At 66.2% G+C, this 24,274-nt stretch carries 23 protein-coding genes and 2 pseudogenes; 11 read left to right on the forward strand and 14 right to left on the reverse strand.

Going from position 1 to position 24,274, the window contains the following annotated elements; translation table 11 throughout:
- Position 1: 1 nt before the first annotated feature.
- The 7 genes from G6N13_RS20660 to pafA all read right to left on the reverse strand — a co-directional run bounded on the left by G6N13_RS20660 (position 2) and on the right by pafA (position 8,357).
- On the reverse strand, positions 2-790 hold the full coding sequence (locus G6N13_RS20660; RefSeq protein ID WP_163699958.1) for a DUF4333 domain-containing protein: 789 nt from the start codon (positions 788-790) through the stop codon (positions 2-4).
- Positions 791-846: 56 nt separating this feature from the next.
- The gene (locus G6N13_RS20665; RefSeq protein ID WP_179965029.1) at positions 847-3,660 is read right to left on the reverse strand and encodes a DEAD/DEAH box helicase; all 2,814 of its coding nucleotides are present in this window, start codon (positions 3,658-3,660) and stop codon (positions 847-849) included.
- Entirely contained in the window at positions 3,644-4,579 is a 936-nt protein-coding gene (gene tatC, locus G6N13_RS20670; protein ID WP_163699960.1) for a twin-arginine translocase subunit TatC, read from the reverse strand. Before tatC ends, G6N13_RS20665 begins: the two co-directional genes overlap by 17 nt.
- A 45-nt stretch (positions 4,580-4,624) precedes the next feature.
- Positions 4,625-4,888, reverse strand: a complete 264-nt coding sequence (gene tatA, locus G6N13_RS20675; RefSeq protein ID WP_163702379.1) for a Sec-independent protein translocase subunit TatA — start codon at positions 4,886-4,888, stop codon at positions 4,625-4,627.
- 66 nt (positions 4,889-4,954) lie between these two features.
- Positions 4,955-5,926, reverse strand: coding sequence for a helix-turn-helix transcriptional regulator (locus tag G6N13_RS20680; protein WP_163699962.1), 972 nt, complete (start codon positions 5,924-5,926; stop codon positions 4,955-4,957).
- A gap of 31 nt (positions 5,927-5,957) precedes the next feature.
- A complete protein-coding gene (locus G6N13_RS20685) occupies positions 5,958-6,950 on the reverse strand; it encodes a helix-turn-helix transcriptional regulator (RefSeq protein WP_163699965.1) in 993 nt (330 codons plus the stop codon).
- 48 nt (positions 6,951-6,998) lie between these two features.
- Entirely contained in the window at positions 6,999-8,357 is a 1,359-nt protein-coding gene (gene pafA, locus G6N13_RS20690) for a Pup--protein ligase (protein WP_179965030.1), read from the reverse strand.
- Between the two features lie 117 nt (positions 8,358-8,474).
- Between pafA and G6N13_RS20695 the strand changes: the two genes are divergently transcribed.
- Together G6N13_RS20695 and G6N13_RS20700 are read left to right on the forward strand one after the other, a co-directional pair.
- Positions 8,475-8,747, forward strand: coding sequence for a DUF7162 family protein (locus G6N13_RS20695; RefSeq protein WP_163699967.1), 273 nt, complete (start codon positions 8,475-8,477; stop codon positions 8,745-8,747).
- Complete coding sequence (locus tag G6N13_RS20700) at positions 8,744-10,456, forward strand: alpha/beta hydrolase (RefSeq protein WP_163699969.1); 1,713 nt, start codon at positions 8,744-8,746, stop codon at positions 10,454-10,456. Before G6N13_RS20695 ends, G6N13_RS20700 begins: the two co-directional genes overlap by 4 nt.
- Here the strand turns inward: G6N13_RS20700 and G6N13_RS20705 are convergent.
- From G6N13_RS20705 to dop, 5 genes are all read right to left on the reverse strand, one after another.
- A complete protein-coding gene (locus G6N13_RS20705; protein WP_163699971.1) occupies positions 10,416-11,060 on the reverse strand; it encodes a chymotrypsin family serine protease in 645 nt (214 codons plus the stop codon). The genes G6N13_RS20700 and G6N13_RS20705 overlap by 41 nt on opposite strands.
- A 345-nt stretch (positions 11,061-11,405) precedes the next feature.
- Positions 11,406-12,191: a proteasome subunit alpha gene (prcA, locus tag G6N13_RS20710; RefSeq protein ID WP_163699973.1), complete on the reverse strand. Its 786-nt coding sequence runs from the start codon at positions 12,189-12,191 to the stop codon at positions 11,406-11,408.
- Positions 12,192-13,070: a proteasome subunit beta gene (gene prcB / locus G6N13_RS20715; protein ID WP_163699975.1), complete on the reverse strand. Its 879-nt coding sequence runs from the start codon at positions 13,068-13,070 to the stop codon at positions 12,192-12,194.
- Positions 13,067-13,261, reverse strand: coding sequence for a ubiquitin-like protein Pup (locus tag G6N13_RS20720; protein ID WP_005144398.1), 195 nt, complete (start codon positions 13,259-13,261; stop codon positions 13,067-13,069). Before G6N13_RS20720 ends, prcB begins: the two co-directional genes overlap by 4 nt.
- Before the next feature lie 104 nt (positions 13,262-13,365).
- Positions 13,366-14,874, reverse strand: a complete 1,509-nt coding sequence (dop, locus tag G6N13_RS20725; RefSeq protein ID WP_163699977.1) for a depupylase/deamidase Dop — start codon at positions 14,872-14,874, stop codon at positions 13,366-13,368.
- Between the two features lie 130 nt (positions 14,875-15,004).
- Here dop and G6N13_RS20730 point away from each other — a divergent pair, with 130 nt between their 5' ends.
- From G6N13_RS20730 to G6N13_RS20745, 4 genes and pseudogenes are all read left to right on the forward strand, one after another.
- Positions 15,005-16,147 carry a hypothetical protein gene (locus G6N13_RS20730; RefSeq protein ID WP_163699980.1) on the forward strand — a complete coding sequence of 381 codons (1,143 nt, stop codon included), beginning with the start codon at positions 15,005-15,007 and terminating at the stop codon, positions 16,145-16,147.
- Positions 16,148-16,339: 192 nt separating this feature from the next.
- Positions 16,340-16,806: pseudogene (locus G6N13_RS20735) on the forward strand (hypothetical protein); the annotation flags it as partial.
- Positions 16,790-17,401 (forward strand): hypothetical protein, encoded by a 612-nt coding sequence (locus G6N13_RS20740; RefSeq protein WP_163699982.1) that lies wholly within the window; start codon positions 16,790-16,792, stop codon positions 17,399-17,401. The pseudogene G6N13_RS20735 and the gene G6N13_RS20740, both read left to right, overlap by 17 nt.
- A 35-nt stretch (positions 17,402-17,436) precedes the next feature.
- Positions 17,437-17,700 carry a DUF732 domain-containing protein gene (locus tag G6N13_RS20745; protein WP_163699984.1) on the forward strand — a complete coding sequence of 88 codons (264 nt, stop codon included), beginning with the start codon at positions 17,437-17,439 and terminating at the stop codon, positions 17,698-17,700.
- Between the two features lie 29 nt (positions 17,701-17,729).
- On the opposite strand, the gene arc is transcribed toward G6N13_RS20745, so the two are convergent.
- Entirely contained in the window at positions 17,730-19,532 is a 1,803-nt protein-coding gene (arc, locus tag G6N13_RS20750) for a proteasome ATPase (RefSeq protein ID WP_163699986.1), read from the reverse strand.
- Positions 19,533-19,679: 147 nt separating this feature from the next.
- Here arc and G6N13_RS20755 point away from each other — a divergent pair, with 147 nt between their 5' ends.
- The 3 genes and pseudogenes from G6N13_RS20755 to G6N13_RS20765 form a co-directional block, all read left to right on the forward strand.
- Positions 19,680-20,171, forward strand: coding sequence for an MTB12 family secreted protein (locus tag G6N13_RS20755; RefSeq protein ID WP_163699989.1), 492 nt, complete (start codon positions 19,680-19,682; stop codon positions 20,169-20,171).
- Between the two features lie 11 nt (positions 20,172-20,182).
- Complete coding sequence (locus G6N13_RS20760; protein ID WP_163699991.1) at positions 20,183-20,737, forward strand: lipoprotein LppK; 555 nt, start codon at positions 20,183-20,185, stop codon at positions 20,735-20,737.
- Positions 20,738-20,833: pseudogene (locus tag G6N13_RS20765) on the forward strand (DUF503 family protein); the annotation flags it as partial.
- A 46-nt stretch (positions 20,834-20,879) separates the two neighbouring features.
- Here G6N13_RS20765 and G6N13_RS20770 read toward each other — a convergent pair.
- The gene (locus G6N13_RS20770) at positions 20,880-21,740 is read right to left on the reverse strand and encodes a tRNA (adenine-N1)-methyltransferase (RefSeq protein ID WP_163699995.1); all 861 of its coding nucleotides are present in this window, start codon (positions 21,738-21,740) and stop codon (positions 20,880-20,882) included.
- Between the two features lie 77 nt (positions 21,741-21,817).
- Here G6N13_RS20770 and G6N13_RS20775 point away from each other — a divergent pair, with 77 nt between their 5' ends.
- Positions 21,818-22,693, forward strand: coding sequence for a RecB family exonuclease (locus G6N13_RS20775; RefSeq protein WP_163699997.1), 876 nt, complete (start codon positions 21,818-21,820; stop codon positions 22,691-22,693).
- A gap of 359 nt (positions 22,694-23,052) precedes the next feature.
- Positions 23,053-24,066: an FkbM family methyltransferase gene (locus G6N13_RS20780; RefSeq protein WP_163699999.1), complete on the forward strand. Its 1,014-nt coding sequence runs from the start codon at positions 23,053-23,055 to the stop codon at positions 24,064-24,066.
- The last annotated feature ends 208 nt before the right edge of the window (positions 24,067-24,274 follow it).

The raw sequence follows: 24,274 nt of genomic DNA on the forward strand, positions 1-24,274 counted from the left end.
CCTACTTCGGCCGGCCGACCTCGTAGGTGCCCTTATCGTCCTGGAACGTCACCGTCACCTGACGCTTGGTGCCGTCAATGCTCACCTCGCAGGTGAAGGTGTCACCCTTCTTGACCGTCGGGTTCGCGCCGTTGTTGCACTTGACGTCCTTGACGTTCTTGGCGCCGTAGCCATTGGTCTCGTCGGTGAGAATCTGCTGCACACCCACCTGGGCCTTGCCGATATCGAGCTTGGTGGTGACGAAGAAGCCCGGCTTCCAGAAACCCAGCACCAGTACGACGGCGACGACGATCGCGGCCAGCACACCGACGACACCGAAGATCACCGCCGAAGACTTCTTCGCGGCCTCTTCGCCGCCCTGTGGGTAGGGGGCGTACTGCCCGGGCTGGTTGGGATCACCAGGCTGCTGCGGATACTGGCCGTACTGCGGCTGGCCATACTGACCCGGCTGACCCGGCTGACCATACTGGCCCGGCTGGCCGTACTGGCCTGGCTGACCATAGGCGGCCGGGTTGTACTCGGCCGGCACCTGGTAGGGCTGCTGCGGGTACCCCTGTGTCGGCTGCTGCCCATACTGCGGGTACTGCTGCTGGGTATAGGCGGGCGGTTGCCACGCCGGGGGCTCGCTGGTCGGCTGCTGCCAGGCCGGCGTCTCACCGCCCGGCGTCTCCGGCTGCGGCCAGGCCGGCGCAGCGGGTGCGGGCTGCTCGGAGCCGGGGGCGGGCTGATCCTGACCCTGCGCGGGCTGGCCCTGCCAGGGATTGGGGTCAGATCCCTGCGGTCCGCTCATCGTCTCTCCTTGATCTGGTAGCGATTCGCCGCTCCCACCGTAGCGTTTGCACAACCCTACCCGCCATCAACAGCAACGACGCCGCGCCGAATGTCGTCTATGGCACGTTTGGCAGTGGCTCGCAGACCGGCTTCCGGGCCGGCATTGCGCACCTGGTCGAGCAGATCGAGCACCTGGCGACACCACCGCACGAAATCGCCCGCAGGCAGGGGCGTGCCGCCGCCGGCCACATCGGAAGCCGCCAAGGCAGCCGCCAGATCGCCGGTCGTCGCCCAGCGGTATACCGCAGGGACGAATCCCTCATCGGGCTCGCGGGTCGGAGCGATCCGGTGGCGGTTCTCGTCAGCGCGCAACTGCCCGGACAACCGCCTCGTCTCGACCAGTGCGCGGCGCACTTTCTGCGTGGGCATGTCGATGGCGTGCGACGGGGTCGGGCCGTCGCTGCCACGGGTTTCGAACACCATTGCCGAGAGCACCGCGGCCAGTTCGGCCGGTCCGAGCCCCTTCCAGATCCGCGTGCGCAGGCATTCGGCCACTAGCAGGTCGCTCTCGCTGTAAATCCGCGCCAGCAGCCGGCCGTCGGCCGTCACCCGCGGGTCGCCGCCGCGGGTGCCCATCCCCGAGTCGCTTCGCTCCTGCCCCACGGTGATGAACCCGCGCTCGGTCAGCAGCCCCACAATCCGGTCGAAGGTGCGGGCCAGCGAATTGGTCGCGGCACTGACCTTGTTGCGGATCTGGTCGTTATCGCGTTCCACCCGCAGGTAGCGCTCGCCGATGCGCACCTTGGCTTCCCGGTCGGCGAGCCCGTGCACCGAGTGCTTGCGCATCGCTTCGCGCAGCTCCAGCAGCTCCGGGTCGATATCGGCCGGCTCGTCGCCCACGCCGCGCCGCCGACGGGCCGAGGGCACCATCAGACCCGTCGACGCCGACAGCAACGCCGACGCCAGATCCCGGCGCACCCTCGGCTGACGATGTTCAACCCGCTTGGGTAGCGACATAGACCCCAGCGCTGACGTGATCCCGGCAAAGTCGGCTGAGGAAACCCTTCCGGCCCAACGGTTTTCGGTCAACACCAGCGGGCGCGGATCGGCGGGGTCGTTGGCCGGCTCCAGAACGACGGCCAATCCGCCGCGGCGCCCCTGGTTGATATTGATGATGTCGCCGCGGCGGAGCGCCGCCAACGCGTCGGCGGTGGCGGCTCTGCGCTGCAGCCGCGACGCCCGGGACTGCGCCCGCTCACGCTCGCTGATCTTGGCGCGTAGCCGGACATAGTCGAGGATCGGCGGCTCGCGGTCGGGATTCGCCCGGCGGTCCCAGCCCAGCTCGGCAGCGATCTCGCTGAGCATCTTCTCGCCGCGCTCGACACCACGAACCATCCCGACGACCGACCGGTCGGCCTGGTACTGCGCGAACGAGCGCTCCAACAGCTGGTGCGCCTGTTCGGGGCCCATTTGGTTCACCAGGTTGATCGTCATGTTGTACGACGGCGCGAACGAACTCTTCAGCGGGAAGGTTCGGGTCGATGCCAGGCCGGCAATTTCTGACGGCTCGGCGGTGTTTTCACCGGGCTGCCACAGCACGACGGCATGGCCCTCGATGTCGATCCCGCGCCGCCCCGCGCGCCCGGTCAGCTGCGTGTACTCCCCCGGCGTCAACGGCATGTGCTGCTCGCCGTTGAACTTGATGAGCTTCTCCAGCACGACGGTACGGGCCGGCATGTTGATGCCCAGCGCCAGCGTCTCGGTCGCGAACACCGCTTTGACCAGCCCAGCGGTGAACAGTTCCTCGACGGTATGCCGGAACACCGGCAGCATGCCGGCGTGGTGGGCCGCCAGCCCGCGCAGCAGGCCTTCGCGCCATTCGTAGTAGTCGAGCACCACCAGGTCGGATTCGGCGAGATCGCCGCAACGGCGGTCGATCACCTCCGCGATCCGCTTGCGATCGTTGTCGTTGGTGAGCCGCAGCGGGCTACGCAGGCACTGCTTGACGGCGGCATCGCAGCCGGCGCGCGAAAAGATGAACGTGATGGCCGGCAACAGTCCTTCGCGGTCGAGCGAGGCGATCACATCGGGACGGGCCGGCGGGCGGGATAGGCCCGATCGGCCACCTTGGCGCCCGGGCCCGCGGCGGCGCGGCTCCCAATCGGTCAACCGTTCGGCCTCGCGACGATGCGCGATGTGCCGGATCAGGTCCGGGTCGACGAGGTGCTGTTTACCTTCGCGGTCGTAGTCGAACAGGTCGAACAGCCGCTTACCGACCAGCACGTGCTGCCACAGCGGCACCGGCCGGTGCTCGTCGACCACGACGGTGGTGTCCCCGCGCACGGTCTGGATCCAGCCGCCGAACTCCTCGGCATTACTCACCGTTGCCGACAGACTGACCAGCCGCACATCCTCAGGCAGGTGCAGGATGACCTCTTCCCACACCGCGCCGCGCATCCGGTCGGCCAGGAAGTGCACTTCGTCCATCACCACATGCGAAAGACCCTGCAGCGCTTCTGAACCGGCGTACAACATGTTGCGCAGCACCTCGGTGGTCATCACCACCACGGGGGCATCGCCGTTGACCGACTGATCGCCGGTCAACAGACCGATGTTCTCCGCGCCGTAGCGGCGCACCAGGTCATTGTGCTTCTGATTGCTCAGCGCCTTAATCGGCGTGGTGTAGAAGCACTTTCGGCCCGCCGCCAGCGCCAGATGCACCGCGAACTCGCCGACGACCGTCTTGCCCGCGCCAGTCGGTGCGCACACCAGCACGCCGTGGCCGCGCTCCAGTGCCTCACACGCCTGCACCTGAAACGGGTCGAGCCGGAACGTCAGCAGCTCGGTGAACTGCCGCAGTTGCCCGCCCTCGTCAGGTGATGTCGTCATGCTGTGTCACGAACGACGACGGCGCGGCCACCGGAGTCGGTGCCTCGATGGGTGCGGCCTGGTCGTCAGGAATCTCGGCCTGCGCCTCCCGCTTGGCCTTTCGCCGGTCGTTGAGTCGGGCGATCTGGATCGCGAACTCCAGCAGGACGGTCAGCGCCAAGCCCAGCGCCAGCATCGAGAACGGGTCCGAGCCAGGCGTGGCGAAGGCCGCGAACACGAACACCCCGAAGATCAGGCCGCGGCGCCAGGACTTGAGCTTGGCGTAGGGCAGCATTCCGATCACGTTGAGCATGATGATCAACAGCGGGAATTCGAAGCTGACACCGAAGATCAGCAGCAGGTTGATCAGGAAGCCGAAGTACTGATCGCCCGACAGTGCGGTGACCTGAACGTCGCTGCCGACTGTCAGCAGGAAGTGCAGCGCCTTGGACAGCACGTAGTAGGCCAGCACGGTGCCGGACATGAACAGCAGCGCGGCGAAGAAGACGAACACCGAGGCGAAGCGCCGCTCGTTGCGGTATAGGCCCGGGGTGATGAATGCCCACAGCTGGTGCAGCCACACCGGGCAGGCCAGCACGATTCCGGCGGTCAGGCCGACCTTGAGTCGCAACATGAACTGATCGAACGGCGCGGTGGCCAGTAGTCGGCAACCGCCGTCGGCGCTGATGTCGGCGCGGGCTGACTGGGGCAGCGAACAGTACGGCTCGCGCAGCCATTCGCCCAGGCTCTCCACTCCGAGGAAGCCGTGGCTGTACCAGAGGAAGCCGATGATCGTGGTGAGCGTGACAGCGCCCAGCGAGATCAGTAACCGGGTCCGCAGCTCCCGGATGTGGTCGACGAGGGACATCGTCCCGTCGGGATTGGTGCGGGTGCGGCGTAGTCGTGGGTCGAGCCGCGACAGGATTCTAGGGGTGCGCACGGCAGCGTCTAACTACGGCGCGCAAGCGCCTGGTCGTCGTCGGGTTCAGGCCGGTTTGGCGTCGGTGTGGCTCTGAGCCGGTGGTGTCACCGGTGCCTCGACGCGCTCGGACTGAACCTGGGTGGGCGGCTGCGCGGGCGTGACGGGGGTGTCCGCCTTGCTCTCGCTCTGCAGCTCCTTGACCTCTGATTTGAAGATGCGCATCGACTTGCCCAGCGAGCGCGCAGCGTCAGGCAACCTCTTCGAACCGAAGAGCAGCACGACCACGGCGATGAGAATCAGCCAGTGCCACGGTTGTAGAGCACCCAATTTGGTCACCTCCAGAATTTGGTTTGATGCTACCGCAGGCGGCCCCCTGACGAGCCGGGATGCAGGTCAGCCGGTCAGGTCTGCGTACGCCGCCAGCGCCGCCGCCGCGCCACGGCGCACCCGGGCCACCAACGATTCGGGCGCCAACACCGCGACGTCGGCGCCGAATCCCAGCAGTACCCGGCTCATCCAGTCCTCGGAGGCATAGGTGATCACGGCCTTGTGATAGCCGTCTGGCAGCTCTTCGAGGATCCGCATCGGGTAGTACTCGAACATCCACGACGCCGCCGGCGCCAGCAGCAGCGTCGCGGCAGGCAGGGCGGGATCAGCGTCGAACAACGAGGTGTCGGGCGGGGCTTGCACGGCCGGCTCCGGCGGCACGGCGACCTGGTCCAGCACGCTCGCCTCGACGATGCGGTCGAGCCGGAACAGCCGCACCCCGTCGGCATCGCGTGCCCAGGCGTGCAGGTAGCTGTGGTCGCCGACGAGCACCACCCGGATCGGATCGACAATGCGGCTCGACAGCTGGTCCCGGGAGGCCGAGTAGTACTCGATGCACAGTGCCCGGCCATCGCGGACGGCCGCGCGGACCGCCGCAGCGGTATCGCTTTCGATCGGTGCCCGCTCCTCGACGGCCGCCGCCGCGTGGGTGTGATCGTGGCTGACGGTGCCCGCCGCCGACTCGATCTTGGCGATCGCGGACAGGGCGGCCTGCGGATCGACGACACCGGGGATGTCGATCAGCGCACGCAGCGCCACCAGCAGTCCGGTGGCTTCCGGCGAGGTCAGCCGCAGCGGTTCGTCCATCCCCGCCGAGAACGTCACTTTGATGGTGTCACCGGAGAATTCGAAGTCGATCAGGTCACCGGGCCCGTAGCCCGGCAGACCGCACATCCACAGCTGATCGAGATCCTGCTGAAGCTGTTTGCGGCTCACGCCGAGATCGGCGGCGGCCTCGGCGTAGGTGATGCTGGGGTTGGCCTTGAGGTAGGGCACCATGTTCAGCAGCCGCACCAGGCGCGTCGAAACTGGGGTCATGCGCGATCCCGCTTCGCTTCTCGCTGGGAAGTCATGGCTGCGCCCCCGCCGCCTGCGCCCGCAGCCGCGCCAGCACGTCGTCGCGCAGGGTGGCCGGCTCCAATACCAGCGCGTCGGCGCCGTAGCCCGCGATCTCGCGGGCCAACCGGTCGCGCGTGCCGATATCGAGTTCGATGACTTCGCCGACGCGACCGCCGATGGTGCGTTCGCCTGCGGATTTTCCGATGCGGCGTAACGACATTGCCCGTCCATCGGCGACCCACACCGAGGCCTGCACCCCGCTGGGCGTCTCGCCGATGACGCGATCGACGATCGCACGCAGGTCGACACCGTCTGGTCGGGTCACCGATCCGGGCGCGCCGACGGTTGTGATGTCGGCACCGATCCGAGAAAGCCGAAATGTTCTGGTGTCGTTGCGGTCCCGGTCATGGCCGACCAGATACCAGCGACCCCTGGTAGTGACCACGCCCCACGGCTCCACGGTGCGCACCGTGTAGGGATCTGTGCGCAATGAGCGGTGCCGGAATTGCACCGGCTGCCCGGAATTGATGGCCGACAACAGGTTTCCCAGCACATCCTCCGATCCGCGGAGCCCGGGCGGGCCTGCGGCGGTGGCGATCGTCACGCCGGCCTCAGGGTCGACGTCGACACCTGCGGCTCGCAGTTTCAGCAGTGCGCCCTGGGTCGCGGTGATCAGCTCCGGAGACTCCCACAGCTGGGTGGCGATCGCCACCGCACCCGCCTCTTCGTCGGTCAGCGCGATATCGGGTAACGCGTAGACATCCCGGTTGATGCGGTAGCCCTCGGTGGGGTCCAACGCCGAGACGCGTCCGGTCTCTAGCGGAATGCCCAGATCACGCAGCTCGTTCTTATCGCGCTCGAACATCCGGGAGAAGGCGTCATCGCTGGGGCTGTCGGCGTAACCGGCCACGCTGGCACGGATGCGGTCCGCGGTGATGTAACCCTGGGTGGACAGCAGCGCGATGACGAGATTCATCAACCGCTCTACCTTGGATGTCGCCACTCGGAAAACCTTAGCCGGGATGGACGCACCGCTCGCGCGGCGCGCTCGTCACATGCTGGCGATGAGCCGTTTGACCCGCTCGTCCACCGAACGGAAGGGGTCCTTGCACAGCACCGTGCGCTGGGCCTGGTCGTTGAGCTTGAGATGCACCCAGTCCACGGTGAAATCGCGGCCGGCCTCCTGGGCGGCGCTGATGAACTCGCCGCGCAGCTTGGCCCTGGTGGTCTGCGGCGGGATGTCGACCGCCGCCTCGATCTCCTCATCGGTGGTGATCCGGCTCGCCAGTCCCTTGCGCTGCAGCAGGTCGAACACGCCGCGACCGCGCTTGATGTCGTGGTAGGCCAGGTCGAGCTGGCTGATCTTGGGGTCGGACAGCTCCATGCTGTAGCGGTCCTGGTAGCGCTGGAACAGCTTGCGCTTGATCACCCAGTCGATCTCGGTGTCCACCTTCGCGAAGTCCTGGCTCTCGACCGCGTCGAGCTGGCGGCCCCACAGGTCGACGACCTGGTCGATCTGGGTGTTGGGTTCTCGGGTCTGCAAGTACTCCACCGCGCGGGCGTAGTACTCGCGCTGGATATCCAGGGCGCTGGCCTGCCGTCCGCCTGCCAGGCGGACCGGCCTGCGGCCGGTCAGGTCGTGGCTGACCTCGCGGATGGCGCGGATCGGGTTGTCCAGGGAGAAATCGCGGAACGACACCCCGGCCTCGATCATCTCCAGCACCAGCGAGGCTGTGCCGACCTTGAGCATCGTCGTGGACTCGCACATGTTGGAGTCGCCGACGATCACGTGTAGCCGGCGGTACTTCTCGGCGTCGGCGTGCGGCTCGTCGCGGGTGTTGATGATCGGTCGGGACCGGGTGGTCGCGCTGGACACGCCTTCCCAGATGTGCTCGGCGCGCTGCGAGAGGCAGAACGTGGCGGCTTTCGGTGTCTGCAACACCTTGCCGGCACCGCAGATCAGTTGGCGGGTGACCAGGAACGGCAACAACACGTCGGAAATCCGGGAGAACTCCCCCGCGCGCACGATCAGATAGTTCTCGTGGCAGCCGTAGGAGTTTCCGGCGGAATCGGTGTTGTTCTTGAACAGGTAGATATCACCGCCGATGCCCTCGTCGGCAAGGCGCTGCTCGGCATCGATGAGCAGATCCTCCAGCACCCGTTCACCGGCGCGGTCATGCGTGACCAGCTGCACCAGGTTGTCGCACTCGGCGGTGGCGTACTCCGGGTGGCTACCCACGTCGAGGTACAAGCGCGCGCCGTTGCGCAGGAACACGTTCGAGCTGCGGCCCCACGACACCACCCGGCGGAACAGATACCGGGCGACCTCATCCGGGCTGAGCCGGCGATGGCCGTGGAACGTGCAGGTGACACCGAATTCGGTTTCGATGCCCATGATTCTCCGCTGCACGACACCGAGCCTACTGGTTCGTTTGCGCCAGTGGTGGCCAAGCGGCGCGCGAAACGCGTTCTCGCATGCCTGTGGATTGCCGAAAACACGGGATCGCTGGGAATGCCAGCATGAGCCGTGCCCGAGCCGGTCGCCGTCGATACCGCCACGCTGAAGGCCCTTATGGAGCGGTTGACCCGCACCGCTGACGAACTCGCGGTGCTCCCGATCGCCAGCCTGGAGGCGTTACCCGGCTCTGCGCTGGGTGATTTGGACGCACCCCTGCGTGTCGCCACCGAAGTGCGTCGACTCGGCGCGGCCGTACAGGATTGGGTTTGCTCGGCCCGCCGATCGGTCGATGAACTGGCTGACGCTGACAGTTCCGGCACCGAGCGATTTCCGCCGCGATGACCGAGCCGGGCCTCGCTGAGGTGCTCACCTGGCGACCGGAAGCGCTGACCGAGCTGGCCGACGCATGGGATGGCGCCGCAGCCCGGCTGCAGGCGCAGGCCGATACCGTCGACGACGCAATGGCCGGCAGTTCGGGCGTGTTCACCGGGTCTGCCGCCGATGCGGCACGGCATGCCATCGGCCCGACCGCGGCGGGGTTACGCCGGATGTGCCAGGCGTTGATTCTGGCCGCCGCCGAAGCCCGCGACGCCGCCGGTGTCATCGGTCACGCTCGGGACCGGGTGCTGGCGGTGGTGTCGGACGCACGTTCGGCAGGGTGCCGGGTCGCCGACGACGCTACGGTGGCGCCACCGGCGGAGCCGTCGGCAGCATTGGTGATCGTCAGCGGCGGATCGGATTCGGTGGCCCGCGCGCTGCTCGATCAACGCGCAGCCGAGCTGACACGCGCACTGCAGGGGGCGTTGAGCGCGCTCGGCGCCGCCGACGCCGACGCTGCGCGGGCGATCGACACAGCGTTCAATGCCGCATCCGCCGCGCCCGCGGCTGTCCGGCCGGCTGCCGCGGCCGCCGATCCGGTCGCTGGCTGGCCGAAGATGAGCCAGGACAGCATCGCCGGCCAAATCGCCGCCATGTCGGAGTCGCAACGGCGGCATCTGATCGAACAATGGCCCGACGAGGTCGGCAACACCGATGGAGTGCCCTGGCAGATGCGGGTCGCGGCCAACCGGATCAATATCGCCGACGCGATCCTCGACGAACACCGGAAGATCGACGTGCCCGAGGAGGTCAAACTGCGCGCTGCCATGGCCCGCACACTGTATCCGGCTGACGCCGAACGGCTCTGGGTGACACTGCATGTCGACCCCGCACTGCGAGCCGCAACCGTCGCCGCCTATGACCGCGGCGCGCGGCGGCTCATCGAGTATTACGAGACGCTGCTGGCCGACGTCCCCGATCCAGTCGATCGCGATCGCTGGGTACCGCGACAGATCTTGTCATTCGACCCCGGGCGGGAATCACTGATCGAGTTGTCCGGGGACCTCGACCGGGCGCGCGCGGTTGCGGTGATCGTCCCGGGACTGAATACCACCTTCGACGGCTCGGCCGACGACGTAGCGACCGCCCGGCGCTTTGTCGCCGGCTCCGGCGGCGACGTGGCCATGATCAGCTATCTCGGCGGCCACTTCCCCACCGGTCCGCTGCTCGCCGGTGTCGTCGACGCGGCCGACCCCCGCTATGCCCTGCAGATGGCCCCGCGACTGGTGGCGTTCAGCGAGGACGTCGAACGACAGGCCGGGGCACTGCCGGTGACCTATCTGGGTCACTCCTACGGCGGGTCCATCCTGGGCACCGCGGAACGCCTCGGCCTGACCGCCGATCGAGTGGTGTACGTCGAAGCCGCAGGAGCCGGTGTGGGCGTGCATGATCCGTCGGATTGGCATGACCGCAACCCCGGGGTGGTGAGGTTCTCGATGACGGCGCCCGGCGATCCGATCGCCCTAGTCCAGGGCATCCCGTTCGGGCCGCACGGTGCCGACCCGGACGAGATGCCTGGCGTGATCCAGCTGCAAACCGGGCGCCGCCTCACGGGCGCGCCGATGGCCGGGCCGAGGGCGCACAGCGACGTCATGAACGAGCCGTCTGACGCCTGGCACAACATCCTTGCGGTCATCCGAGGAGACCGCGAGCACATCCGGGTGATGGGCTAGCGGGGCAGATCCCGGGTCGTAAAGGGATGGCCACCAAAGGCTTCCATCGCCGCATAGGTCGGTTCGAAGGATCCGATGCCGGTCTATCCGCCCGGTCGGTGCGGACGGACACCACACAGGTGCTGGAACCGCTGTTGGGTTTGCAGTTTGAGGTCGCGCCAACGGTCACGACCTGCCCGCAGACTTCGCCCAAGGTCGCCGTGCGCTCGTTCTGTCCACTGTGGCAAACACGTTGGCCCACCGTGATGTCGCCCGCCTCGGAGTAGTCGGTGGCGATCAGGCGGGTCCCGTCCGACAGCTCGACGACAGGTGCCAGATTGTCGTCGACGGGGCCGATGATCGCGACGTCGACATTGCCGGTGGTTTTCAGGACCGGAACCTGCGGGTTGGTTGGCATCGGGAAGTTGTCGGTCGCGACGATGTCCACATGGTCGCTTTCCACCGCATCCGGGGTGCTGGTGTCGCGCACGAGATGGTCGACGGTCAGGTGACCAATGGCTGCGCCGGAGTCGTCGGCCCAGCCGTAGCCGATGGTGCCGAGTCCCCCGGCGCCGTCGGCAGCGAATCCGCCTCTGACATAGGCTGATTCATCGATGTCAGGCACCGGCGCGTCGATCGGATCCTGGGTGGGGTCCGCCTCGTCGGCGGATGAGTCGTTAGCCGGCGGTACGGCCTCGGCGACCGACGGGGTGGCAGACGACTGAGAATCATCGGATGTAACTTCCGCAGCCGGCCAACACCATCACCATCGCCAGCACCGCGGCCAATCGCAGTCGCTTACCCATGCTCAGCGAGAAACATTGCCGCTCGGTGAATCGACGCCTCGACAGGCTCGGGCTGCCAGCCCGGCCACGCTCGGACGCGGCCTCGGTGACCGGCTTGACGCAGGCCCTCCACGTTCGTCCGGAGCAGCGGCCGAGGAACCCGCTTGCGCCGATGACGAGTTGGGTCAGGAGTCGTCCCCCGCAGCGGGCTCATCGGCGGCCACCGCGTCTGCCTTGGGCAGCAGCACGTCCAGCGCCGGGCCAGTGATGCGGCGGAATGCCCGCCTCGGCCGCTTGGCGTCCAGGATGGCGACTTCGAGTGTGGCAGGGCCGAGCACCCGCGGTTCGGCGGGCGGTGTGGCACTGCTGCTGCTACCGGCACTGCCCGCACCGTTGATACCCGCCCGCAGCGCCTCGACGGCGATCCGGACGGCGTCCTCGAGTGGGGCGTTCTCGGAGTAGGAGTCCTTCAACGCGGTGATGATCGGCTCGGTGGTGCCGCCCATCACGACGAAATGAGGTTCGTCGGCGATCGAGCCGTCATAGGTGATGCGGTACAGCTCAGGAGGTTTCGTCTCGCCGTAGTGGGCCACCTCGGCCACGCACAGCTCCACCTCGTAGGGCTTGGCCTGTTCGGTGAAGATCCCCCCGAGCGTCTGCGCGTAGACGTTGGCCAGCTGCCGGCCCGTCACATCCCGACGGTCATAGGCGTAGCCGCGGGTATCGGCGAACTGAATACCGCCCCGGCGCAGGTTGTCGAATTCATTGAACCTGCCGACCGCGGCGAAACCCACCCGGTCGTAGAGCTCGCTGACCTTCTGCAGTGACCGAGACGGGTTCTCCGCGACGAACAGCACGCCCGAGTCGTAGGCGAGCACGACCACGCTGCGACCCCGGGCAATACCCTTGCGCGCGAGCTCGGAACGCTCACGCATCGCCTGCTCAGGCGAAATGAAATATGGGAAGCTCACTTAGTCCACCCGCGGTGCTTCGTTGCTGGGGCCGCTGCCGGGCCCGAATGAATTTGTCCCGGTGCGTTTTTCGATCACTTCACGCGCCAGTGCGGAAATCCGCTGCTCCGGCACGTCCGCGGCGCCGTCAGCCTCGATCGTCACGGCGGTCGGGAAGATGCCCCGCACCAGATCCGGCCCGCCGGTCGCCGAGTCGTCGTCGGCGGCGTCATAGAGCGCCTCGACAGCCGCCCGCAGCGCCGAATCAGCATCGGTGACACCGGCATAGAGCTTCTTGATCGACGACTTGGCGAACAACGATCCGGAGCCCACCGACTGGTAACCCTCTTCTTCGATGTGCCAGCCACCGGCCGCGTCGAACGAGACGATCCGTCCCGCGCCCACCGGATTCGCTTCATCGAGGTCGTAACCCACGAGCAGCGGCAGCGCGACGAATCCCTGCAGTGCCGCACCGAGATTGCCGCGCACCATGGTCGACAACCGGTTCACCTTGCCGCGGAACGTCAACGGGACGCCCTCGACCTTTTCGTAATGCTCGAGCTCCACCGCGTAGAGCCGGGCGAACTCGACGGCGATCGCAGCAGTGCCGGCAATACCGGTGGCCGTGTAGTCGTCGGTGATGTACACCTTCTGCACATCGCGGCCGGCGATCATATTGCCCTGTGTCGAACGGCGGTCGCCGGCGATCAGGACCCCACCCGGATATTTCAGCGCAACGATCGTGGTGCCGTGCGGGAGCGCGTCACCCGGCAACACACCGCTTGCTCCGGTGCTGGTCGGCAGCAGCTGCGGGGCTTCTCGCCTTAGGAAATCAGAAAACGAAGAAAGATCGGTGAGGGGTGAACTAGTGGCCAGGCGATCAGACAAAGGCCAGGTCACTGTCCGCCCTTTTGGACGTATGCCCGCACGAAGTCCTCGGCGTTCTCCTCCAGGACGTCATCGATCTCATCCAGCAGATCGTCGGTCTCCTCGGCGAGCTTGTCGCGACGCTCCTGGCCGGCGGCACCGTTGCCAGAGAGGTCGTCGTCCTCGCCGCCACCGCCACCGCGCTTGGTCTGCTCTTGAGCCATCGCTGCCTCCTGCTCGTTATCGGCGACTATGTCGTGCCATTCGGCCGGGCCGCCGGTGCTTTCACACTACCGGTCGAGACTGGTATTGCTCCCTCTAACGAACCTCAGGTCGTGAGTTGTTCCACGAGTTGCGCTGCGCTGTCGACCGAATCGAGTAGGGCACCGACGTGGGCCTTGCTGCCGCGCAGTGGTTCGAGAGTGGGAATCCGGACGAGTGAATCGCCGCCGAGATCGAAGATCACCGAGTCCCAGCTCGCCGCCGCGATATCGGCACCGAACCGACGCAGGCATTCGCCGCGGAAGTACGCCCGGGTGTCGGTCGGCGGGTTGTCGACCGCGTCGATCACCTGTTGCTCGGTGACAAGACGTTTCATCGATCCGCGGGCCACCAGCCGGTTGTAGAGACCCTTGTCGAGCCGGACATCGGAGTACTGCAAGTCGACCAGGTGCAGTCGCGGTGCCGACCAGCCGAGGTTTTCGCGCTGCCGGAAGCCTTCCAGAAGGCGCAGCTTGGCCGGCCAGTCCAGCAGCTCCGCACACTTCATCGGATCGCGTTCCAGCAGGTCAAGTACGTGCGCCCAGGTTTCGACGACCAGAGAGGCACTCGGATCGGGGTCTCGGGCGTCGACCAGTTTGGCCACTCGGTCCAGGTAGATGCGCTGCATCGCCAGGGCGGTCATCTCGCGGCCGTCGGCCAGCGCGACCGTGGCCCGCAGCGAGGGGTCCCGGCTGACCACGTGCACCGCGTGCACCGGCCGGGCCAGCGCCAGATCCGAGAGGTCGAGGCCGTACTGGTGCCCCTCCTCGATCAGATCGAGCACCAGCGACGTGGTCCCCACCTTGAGATACGTCGAGGTCTCGGCGAGGTTCGCGTCGCCGATGATGACGTGCAGCCGGCGGTACTTGTCGGCATCGGCGTGCGGCTCGTCGCGGGTGTTGATGATGCCCCGCTTGAGAGTGGTCTCCAGGCCGACCTCGACCTCGATGTAGTCGGCGCGCTGGGACAGCTGGAAGCCCGGTTCGTCACCGGACGGACCGATCCCGACACGACCGGAACCGGTCACCACCTGCCGGGACACCATGAACGGGGTCAGGCCGGAAATCACCGCCGAGAACGGTGTCTGCCGGCTCATCAGGTAGTTCTCGTGCGACCCGTAGGACGCGCCCTTACCGTCGACGTTGTTCTTGTACAGCTGCAGCTTGGCGGCACCGGGCACACTGGCCACATGACGGGCCGCGGCCTCCATCACCCGCTCACCGGCCTTGTCCCAGATCACCGCGTCCAGCGGATCGGTGACCTCGGGAGCCGAATACTCCGGGTGCGCGTGGTCGACGTAGAGGCGGGCGCCGTTGGTCAGGATCATGTTGGCGGCGCCGACCTCGTCGGCGTCGACCACCGGCGGAGGCCCCGAGGCCCGGCTGAGGTCGAATCCCCGCGCGTCGCGCAGCGGCGACTCCACCTCGTAATCCCACCGGGTGCGCTTGGCTCGCTGAATTCCTGCGGCCGCGGCGTATGCCAGCACCGCCTGCGTCGAGGTCAGGATCGGATTGGCGGTCGGATCCGACGGCGAGGAGATGCCGTATTCGACCTCGGTTCCGATGATCCTTTGCATGGGCGCAAGCCTACGGGGCCTGAGCTCGGCCGCCTCGCGCGCCTCACGCGTGCACAGGGCGAGTTCCCGCTAGGGTTAGCTCACCCCACCGCGTCCGTAGAAAGAGTCTCCACAGCGGAGCCACGCAACGATGACATCACCCGATCGTCACGCCGAAGAGCGGTGGTTTCTGGTTCGCGGACTTCCAGCAGTGGTACGCCGCGGTGCCCTGATACGGCGGGTGTGGGGGCGCTCGGCGCCGGCGCTGGCCGGTTTGGCGGTCGTGGCCGCCAACTCCATTCTGGTGGTGGCGGTATCAGGCAAACACACCATCGACATTGACGGCCATCCGACGGTCACCGAGGGTTTCCTCCTGGCGCTGGTGGTGCTGGTGCTGCCGGTGGCGGGTCTGGCCGGCTGGCTGGTGTCGCGGATCGAGCACTCACTCAAGCGGGTGGTGGCCGCCAACGTGTGCCTGGTGGTGATCGTGCTCGGCTGCATTTTCGGCGGTCCTAGTCCGCGGGAGTTCGTGAATCTGGTCGTGTCGGCCATCGCCATCGGCGTCATCCTGGTGACCACCGCCTCGGGCGTCGGCTCGATTCTGGGCTGGGCCGCCCGCGACACGATGTCGAACCTCGCGCTGGCCAGCGGCATGTTCGTCCGGGCGTTGCCGGTGGTGCTGCTCACCTTCCTGGTGTTCTTCAACACCTACGTCTGGATGATGGCGGCGATCATCAGTCGCGAGCGACTGTGGCTAGCCATCGGCTTCCTGTTCCTGATCGCGTCGGCGTTCCTCATCTCCAGCACCATGGAGCGGGTCCGCCCGATCCTCGAGGCACCGGAACCGGCACTCGACGACCAGGATCGCCTGGCCGCGACACCGTTCGCGGGCATCGCCGACGAACCCGGTGCCGACCCGTTGTCGCGGACCGAACGCGCCAATGTGGTGTTCGTGGTCGCGGCGTCGCAAGTCGGACAGGTGCTGACAGTGGCGCTGGCCACCGGCGCGATCTTTCTGGTGCTCGGACTGATTGTGGTCAGCCCGCCCTTGCTGGCAGCCTGGACTCGCGATGCCGGCCGCAACGACGGCAGCCTCCTCGGCATGACATTGCCCGTTCCCGACCCGCTGATTCAAACGACCATGATGCTGACGGCCATCACGTTCATGTACCTGGCGGCAAAAGCGGTCACCGATAAGGAATATCGATCGCAATTCCTCGACCCGCTGCTGGACGATCTGCGCCTCACCCTGGTGGCGCGGGACCGCTACCGCACCTCACGGCGGGGGCGCTGACGCGGCCGCCGGCACCCGAGCCGTCCACGAATGATTTCCGGGCCGTGGTCTGCCACTGGTGCTGACCCGCCGGTCCGCTCGCGGAAACTGATCGTTCGCTCGGCACCGTCGTGAGACTGACGATCATGGCCGTGGCAGGGCGGCGCAGCGCGGCACTGGTCGTGATGGCGCTGTTTCGTGATCGGCTTCCCCCTGTCGGCGCGGACGACGCGCGAACGGCTCTGGCAGACAATCGGTTTCCTGTCCCTGACCGCCATCGTGTTCATGGTGGTGACGATTCGCGACGAGGTGAAGGCGCTGCGCGAGGACCGCTCCGGCCAACGCGACACCGTGATGCTGCTGGCCGATACCCCACTGGGGGCACTATCGCCATTCCCGATGACGTGACCGTGCTGTGGTCATCCGAGCAGTCCTGCCCGGTCGATGAACCGCCCTGTGCCGGAACGTGGTTCAGCATCCACGTTCCAATCCCCCAGACCGTGGTCCACGCATCACTGTTCGTGGCGGTCTTGTCCGGGCAGTACTTCACCGTCAGCACCAGCGTCGACCCGCTGTACCGGCAACGATTCTTCGACCCGTTGATCGCCGACGTCGCGGTAAGCTCAGCCGGGCGCGACGCGTATCTGGAGAGGGAGGCGCACGATGACCGAGCGCACTGACGTGTTCGATCGGCGTTACGGCGAGGTGCTGCTGGTCACCGCCACCGAGGACGGGCCGCAAGCGCAGGTCTACTGCAGCTTCCCCCTCAACGACTGCCCGGCCGAACTGTGGGACAAGCTCGACGCGGAGGCGATCGCCAAGGAGCACGGCGCAATCGCGGCACTGCTCAACGGCCCGCGACACTGGCTGATGAGCAGTATCGAAAAGGATGCCCAGGGCCAGCCGGACACGAGGGAGTTCGGCGGTATCGAGATGATGCACCAGGCCACCGTCACGCTGTCGTCCATGAACCCCGCGCCGTACAGCGTCAATCAGGTGGACCGCAAGACGGTGTTCAACTTCGACGCCGGGCGGCCGGTTTTCGAGCTCATCGATCCGCAGGAGCAGCGCTGGGTCATGCAAACCTACAGCCAAGCTGTGGATGTAAGCCTCGGCCTGACCAGTCTGCCGGACCTGGCGGCCCGGCTAACCCTGCCGGACGGCTGGCGCTATGAGACCCGCATCCTGACCGAGCGGTTGAGCGTGGATACGACGACCCGCGATGCCCACGTCACCCAGGACAACTTCGCCAACAGCTACTCGTGGGAGTTCTGAATTGAACAGTCGAATTTTGAATTCACAATTGGCCTGTGACGAACTTACGCGCGCGGCGCTATTGCTGCAGTAAGGCACTTCTTGCCATCACCTTCGGACTCGGCATGGCTCTCGCGGCACCTGCTGCCGCCGACTCAGACTCCGTCATCAAGGTTCTGGCCAACGACGGCTGGACCGGACCGGCCGCCACCGCAATCGCCATCGGGCAGCACATCTGCAGCGATATCGCCGACGGCGTGGAGCCCAAGGACGCCGCGTTCTTCTACAGCGCAGCCGCCACCAACCTCTGCAGACACTGACCTCGAGGCGACCCGGGGCCAGTACCGCCTTAGAGGTACTGACCCAGGTTGCTCTCGGTGTCGATTGCCCGGCTGGCGCTGCTGCTCTTGCCGGTGACCAGCGTGCGGATGTAGACGATCCGCTCGCCCTTCTTGCCCGAAATCCGTGCCCAGTCATCAGGATTGGTGGTGTTGGGCAGGTCCTCGTTCTCGGCGAACTCGTCGACGATCGAGTCGAGGAGGTGCTGGATCCGCAGACCTTTCTGCCCGGTCTCCAGGACCGACTTGATCGCGTACTTCTTGGCGCGGTCCACGACGTTTTGAATCATCGCGCCCGAGTTGAAGTCCTTGAAGTACATGACTTCCTTGTCGCCGTTGGCGTAGGTGACTTCCAGGAATCGGTTGTCGTCGATCTCGGCATACATCCGGTCGACGACCTTCTCGATCATCGCCCTGATGCACAGGCCACGGTCGCCGCCGAATTCGGCCAGATCGTCAACGTTCACCGGCAGATCGACGGTCAGGTACTTGCTGAAAATGTCCAGTGCCGCTTCGGCATCCGGCCGCTCGATCTTGATCTTGACGTCCAGGCGGCCGGGCCGAAGGATCGCCGGGTCGATCATGTCCTCGCGGTTGGAGGCACCGATCACGATGACGTTCTCCAGCCCCTCCACACCGTCGATCTCGGAGAGCAGCTGGGGCACTACCGTCGTCTCCACGTCCGAGCTGACGCCGGTACCGCGGGTGCGGAAGATGGAGTCCATCTCGTCAAAGAACACGATGACCGGGGTTCCCTCGGAAGCCTTTTCGCGGGCCCGCTGGAAAATCAGCCGGATGTGCCGCTCGGTCTCGCCGACGAATTTGTTCAGCAGCTCCGGGCCTTTGATGTTGAGGAAGTACGACTTCGCCTCGCGGGCGTCATCACCACGGACCTCGGCCATCTTCTTGGCCAGCGAATTGGCAACGGCCTTGGCAATCAACGTTTTACCGCAACCGGGCGGACCGTAGAGCAACACGCCCTTCGGCGGCCGCAGTGCGTACTCGCGGTAGAGCTCCTTGTGCAGGAACGGGAGTTCGACGGCATCCCGGATCTGCTCGATCTGCCGGGTCAGGCCACCGATGTCGTGGTAGGCGACGTCGGGCACCTCTTCGAGCACCAGATCCTCGACCTCGGCCTTCGGAATGCGCTCGAACGCGTACCCGGCCTTGGTGTCGACCAGCAGTGAGTCGCCCGGACGCAGCTTGCGGGGACGCAGATCGTCGTCGACCCCCTCGGCCACCTGGCTGGGCAGGTCCTCGATCGCGACGAGCGGCTCGGCCAGCCAGACGATGCGTTCTTCGTCGGCGTGCCCGACCACCAGCGCGCGGTGGCCGTCGGCGAGGATCTCGCGCAATGTGCTGATCTCGCCGACGGACTCGTAGTTGCCGGCCTCGACCACGGTCAGGGCCTCGTTGAGGCGGACCGTCTGACCCTGTTTCAGCGACTTGACGTCGATATTGGGCGAGCAGGTGAGGCGCATCTTGCGGCCCGAGGTGAAGACATCGACGGTGTCATCCTCGTGGGCGGTCAACAGAACGCCGTATCCACTCGGCGGCTGACCCAGCCGGTCGACCTCCTCACGGAGCGCGAGCAGCTGTTGGCGAGCCTCTTTGAGCGTGTCCATCAGCTTGGCATTGCGCGCTGCCAGCGAATCGATGCGCGCCTCGAGCTGATGCACGTCACGAGCGCTGCGAGCGCCGCCCTGTCCCACTGCATTGTCCAGCTGCTCGCGAAGGACTGATGCCTCCCGGCGCAGCTCCTCCAACTCGGCAGCATCCTCGCTCGACAGTTGGGGATCCTGAGCTTCGCTCATGTTGCGCTCCTTTCCCACACCGAGAGTTGGTGCGGCGGATTCCTCAACGCTACCGGCCCAACCTCGATCATGTGCGTTCGGGGAATTTCGACACACTGGCAACACTGTTAATCTCTCTAATGAGTCGGGCCAAGGGAGAGGACAGCCGTGACCCTGAAACTGCTAGCCACGGGCGTTGCCGCCGCCGCGATCGTCGGTGGCGCCGCTGCCGGTGTGACGTCGGTTGCATTTAGCTCGCCGGCGGCCCCGGCGGTGCAGCCCGTCGTCTTCGGTGCACCATTGCCGCAGGCGCCGGCTGCCGAGCTCCAAGACCAGCTGGTCGCCACCCTCAATGGGCTCCAGGGCGGCGGATCGTTCTCCGGCAACAAGGCGTCTTACATCCAGTTCGGGCTGGGCCGATTCGAGGGCATCGCCGCCGACCGGGCATTTAACAACGCCTCGGCCAAGGGCCTGTTCCCGCTGAACTTCAACGTCGCTGACATCGACGAGGAAGGCCCGACCGCGACGGCCAACGTCACCGCGACGGCGCCCAACGGCCAAACCGCGACCCAAAGCATCGAGTTCGTCCAGGGACCCAGTCCCACCGGATGGCAGCTGACCAAGCAGTCGGCACTGACGCTGATGCAGGGCGCCGGCTAAGTCACCACTGGATGCGTTATCCACTTCTCGGAGTTCTGAGCGCCGTCACAATCGTAGCGGCGCTCAGCCTCTCGGGGTGTTCTGAGCACGCAGAGCCGAAAGCGGCGCAGAGCCCGTTTGAGCAGTCGTCGACGGCACTGGCACCGCCCGAGCCCGCCTTGCCGACCCCCGACGCACTGACCGATGTGCTGTACCGGTTGGCCGATCCGGCGGTCAAGGGCACCGACAAGCTTCAGCTGGTGGAATCCACCACGCCGGATGACGCCGCGACGATCGACACGTTCGCGGCGGCGCTGCGCGACGGCGGATTCAGTCCGCTGACGTTCACCGCCACCGAGATTCGGTGGTCTGACCGCCAGCCGGCCGATGCGCTGGCGTCGATCAACGTCACGACCACAAATCCTGCCAACCCGGGCAACTTCAGGTTCCCGATGGAGTTCCGGCAGGACAAGGGTGCCTGGCAGCTCTCCCGCGAGACAGCGAACATGCTGTTGGCGTTCGGCAATGCCAGGGAAGGCTCCACTCCCGCGCCCGCAAGTCCCGCAAGCCCAACCCCGACACCCTGAATGTGGATCGGCTGGCTGGAATTCGACGTCCTCCTCAGTGAGGTCCATTCGCTGAAGGAGAAGCGGGCCATCAGCCGCCCGATCGTCGCCGAACTGCTCTCGGTGCGGCGCTGACTACACCGCAGCGACGACTAGGTGACGATCAGGCCGGCGTCTGGCGCTTGCGGCGCAACGGTGTGGGCGTGACCGTGCCCGGCGCCAGCCGACGGGCCGAGATCAGGAATGCCGTGTGGCCGCGCATGTTGTGCTGCGGACGCACCGCGAGGCCAACGACGTTCCAACCCCGCTGAAGCGACTCCCAGGCTCTGGGTTCGGTCCAGCACTGCTGTTCGCGCAGCGTCTCGACGGTCTTGGACAGCTGGGTCACTGTGGCCACGTACACCATCAGAACGCCACCGGGGATCAACAGCCGCGCGACGGTGTCGAGGACGTCCCACGGCGCAAGCATGTCCAGCACGATTCGATCGACGGATCCCTCGGCGAGGTCGGAGTCGACAATGTCACCGATGATCAACGTCCAGTTTTCCGGTTCCTGCCCGAAAAACGTCGCCACATTGCGCTGGGCGTGCACGGCATGGTCGTCGCGCACTTCGTAGGAGATCACCCGGCCGCTCGGGCCGACGGCACGCAGCAGCGAACATGTCAGCGCCCCAGAACCGGCTCCGGCCTCTAGGACTCTGGCACCGGGGAAGATATCGCCCTCGTGGACGATCTGGGCGGCATCCTTGGGGTAGATGACCTGGGCACCGCGCGGCATCGAGAGCACATAGTCGATCAGCAACGGACGCAGCACCAGGAACGCGTCGCCGTTCGTCGACTTGACCACACTGCCCTCCGGCAGGCCGATCACCGAATCGTGCTCGATCGCCCCACGATGGGTGTGGAACTCGCCGCCCGGGTTCAGGATCATCGTGTAGTGACGACCCTTGGGGTCGGTGAGCTGCACGCGATCCCCGACGACAAAGGGACCGGTCCTTCGGGCGAGGGCTGGGTCGTCGGTCACAGCCGTTCAGCCTGCCATAGCGGACTCGCCGCTCGACGTGCCGTCCGCTTGTCGGCCTGCCGTCCTAGGCTCGACTCATGTCATCCGGGGCGAGCGAAGCGACGGGAAAGACGGACGCCGGGACCGCGCAGCGAACGCGCCCCGCGCTGTCGCCGTCGCGGGCCGCCGATTTCAAGCAATGCCCGCTGCTGTACCGGTTCCGCGCGATCGACCGATTGCCCGAACCGCCGTCCACTGCCCAGCTGCGTGGTTCGGTGGTGCATGCCGCCCTGGAACAGCTCTACGGCATGCCGGCTGCAGACCGTGGGCCGGAGACGGCGCTATCGCTCGTCGACCCGGCCTGGGTCCGGGTACTGGCCGAACACCCCGATCTCGCCGACGGCTTCACCGACGAGCAGCGCGCCGCGCTCCTGACCGAGGCACGGGCCTTGCTGACCGGCTACTACCGCCTCGAAGACCCGACCCGATTCGACCCGCAGAGCTGCGAGCAGCGCATCGAGGTCCAACTCGCCGACGGCACTTTGCTGCGCGGCTACGTCGACCGAATCGATGTCGCCGGTACGGGTGAGCTGCGGGTCGTCGATTACAAGACTGGGAAGGCACCGCCCGCGGCCCGGGCCATGGCCGAGTTCAAAGCGCTGTTCCAGATGAAGTTCTACGCGGTGGCGTTGCTGCGCTCGCGCGACGTGCTGGCGACCCGATTGCGGTTGATCTACTTGGCCGACGGCCAGCTGCTGGACTACACCCCCGAGCTCGACGAGCTGCTCCGATTCGAGAAGACTCTCATGGCAATCTGGCGGGCGATCCAATCTGCCGGCGCCACCGGCGATTTCCGGCCCAACCCGTCACGGCTGTGCAACTGGTGCAGCCATCAAGCGCTGTGCCCGGCCTACGGCGGCACACCGCCGCCCTACCCGGGCTGGCCCGAACAGCTGAGCGAGCCGGCGGCATGAGCGCCTCAAGCTCCAACATGTGTTATCGGGGGCCTGGTCGGCATGGACGGCCCGGACGATGCGGCAGCCTGCTGACACAAGTGAATGACCAGGCAGGCGTACCGCTATCACCCTCGCTGCGCGCCCTCCCGGATGGTGTCCAGCCAAACCAGGCCGGTTGGCAAGGGAAGGCCCTCGTGGCCGGATGGATGTCGCTCGTAGCCAGCTGGCGGATTCCTCTCAGGCTGGTCTGCGGTCAGGATTGGTCACGCGTCGGGTAGATCTGCCGGGAACACTTCGATGACTACTGACTGGACACTGTCCATCGCACATACGTTGATATTCAGGGACGGATACATATCTGCATGGTGTCTCCACACTTGGCCATAGCGAACCCGTGGGAACGGAGTGTCGTTCTGTGTTTCGTCCTGACATGCCTGCACGTCACGCGGGCCGCGGTCATGCGGCTGCGCACGTCCAAGCGTCACGTCCCAGTGCTGGAGAAACTGATCCGCACCGCACTGTTCCTTCCGCTTTACATACCAGCCGCGCTGGTCCTGAGAGGTGCTGCGCGCCTTAACATCTCGACAACCCTGCCCAGGTCGACGCAACTGGGGTTCGCGATGATGTGTCGGATCACCGACATGATCGGCGGCTATATCTGGATTTTCGGCGAGTGGGAACCTGACCTGACCCGTTTCATCGCCAGCCGACTGCGCGACGGTGACGTCTTCGTCGACGTCGGGGCAAACGCCGGCTACTACTCAATGCTGGCCGCACGGTCGGTGGGCAGCAAGGGCTCCGTAGTGGCGGTGGAGGCTTCCCCTGCGATGTTTGACGATCTAAGTGCTAACACCCTGGCCGACACACTCGGTGATCGCATCCGCCTGGTGAATAAAGCCGCTGCCGCGACTCCCGGGACGGTGACAGTTTTCAGCGGCCCGAGCCACAACGTCGGCATGTCGACAACACTGCCCACCCGTGGCCTGCACGCCGAATCGACTGTCGCGGCCATGCCGCTCGACCAGATTCTGACCACCGACGAGATCGCGGCAACTCGGATCATCAAGATCGATGTCGAAGGCGCTGAGCCCGATGTGTTAGCCGGGATGAGCACCCTGATCGAATCGCTTCGCCCCGACGCCGAGATCGCGATCGAACTTTCGCCTCAATGGTGGCCCAACCCCCACGTGGAACCCATTGACGTGCTGCGCCCGTTCCTCTCGGCCGGCTTCAACGTCTACAAGATGACTAACGACTATTCGCCGTGGCGATACCTGTGGCCGAACGACGTCAAGAACCCCACCCGCGTGCACGAGGACTACCTCACCAAGCGAGTCGCACGACTCGACCTCGTACTATCCCGCCACAACGGCGACTCCCTGGACATCTAAGCCCACCACCGCTAACACCGTCCCAGAGCTCGCGCCCGAAAGCAGTTCCAAGGCAACACAACCCAGAGCCCACCCCACATCACGCTCAAGGGTCACCGGCAGCACCGTGCCGGAGTCACATTCGCGTGTCCGCGCCAACGCGACACGGCTAAGGAGTGGCGACCGGCTCCCATGGCTTGCTGAGATCACCATCCGGCGTCGCGCACAG

It is taken from the genome of Mycolicibacterium sarraceniae (assembly GCF_010731875.1).
GTDB classification, from domain to species: domain Bacteria; phylum Actinomycetota; class Actinomycetes; order Mycobacteriales; family Mycobacteriaceae; genus Mycobacterium; species Mycobacterium sarraceniae.

What these genes read in the sequence shown, in the direction of transcription:
- G6N13_RS20660 (WP_163699958.1), bottom strand. Translation starts at nt 790, where the DNA reads ATGAGCGGACCGCAGGGATCTGACCCCAATCCCTGGCAGGGCCAGCCC.
- G6N13_RS20665 (WP_179965029.1), bottom strand. Translation starts at nt 3,660, where the DNA reads ATGACGACATCACCTGACGAGGGCGGGCAACTGCGGCAGTTCACCGAG.
- G6N13_RS20680 (WP_163699962.1), bottom strand. Translation starts at nt 5,926, where the DNA reads ATGACCCCAGTTTCGACGCGCCTGGTGCGGCTGCTGAACATGGTGCCC.
- G6N13_RS20700 (WP_163699969.1), top strand. Translation starts at nt 8,744, where the DNA reads ATGACCGAGCCGGGCCTCGCTGAGGTGCTCACCTGGCGACCGGAAGCG.
- G6N13_RS20720 (WP_005144398.1), bottom strand. Translation starts at nt 13,261, where the DNA reads ATGGCTCAAGAGCAGACCAAGCGCGGTGGCGGTGGCGGCGAGGACGAC.
- dop (WP_163699977.1), bottom strand. Translation starts at nt 14,874, where the DNA reads ATGCAAAGGATCATCGGAACCGAGGTCGAATACGGCATCTCCTCGCCG.
- G6N13_RS20730 (WP_163699980.1), top strand. Translation starts at nt 15,005, where the DNA reads ATGACATCACCCGATCGTCACGCCGAAGAGCGGTGGTTTCTGGTTCGC.
- G6N13_RS20740 (WP_163699982.1), top strand. Translation starts at nt 16,790, where the DNA reads ATGACCGAGCGCACTGACGTGTTCGATCGGCGTTACGGCGAGGTGCTG.
- arc (WP_163699986.1), bottom strand. Translation starts at nt 19,532, where the DNA reads ATGAGCGAAGCTCAGGATCCCCAACTGTCGAGCGAGGATGCTGCCGAG.
- G6N13_RS20760 (WP_163699991.1), top strand. Translation starts at nt 20,183, where the DNA reads ATGCGTTATCCACTTCTCGGAGTTCTGAGCGCCGTCACAATCGTAGCG.
- G6N13_RS20775 (WP_163699997.1), top strand. Translation starts at nt 21,818, where the DNA reads ATGTCATCCGGGGCGAGCGAAGCGACGGGAAAGACGGACGCCGGGACC.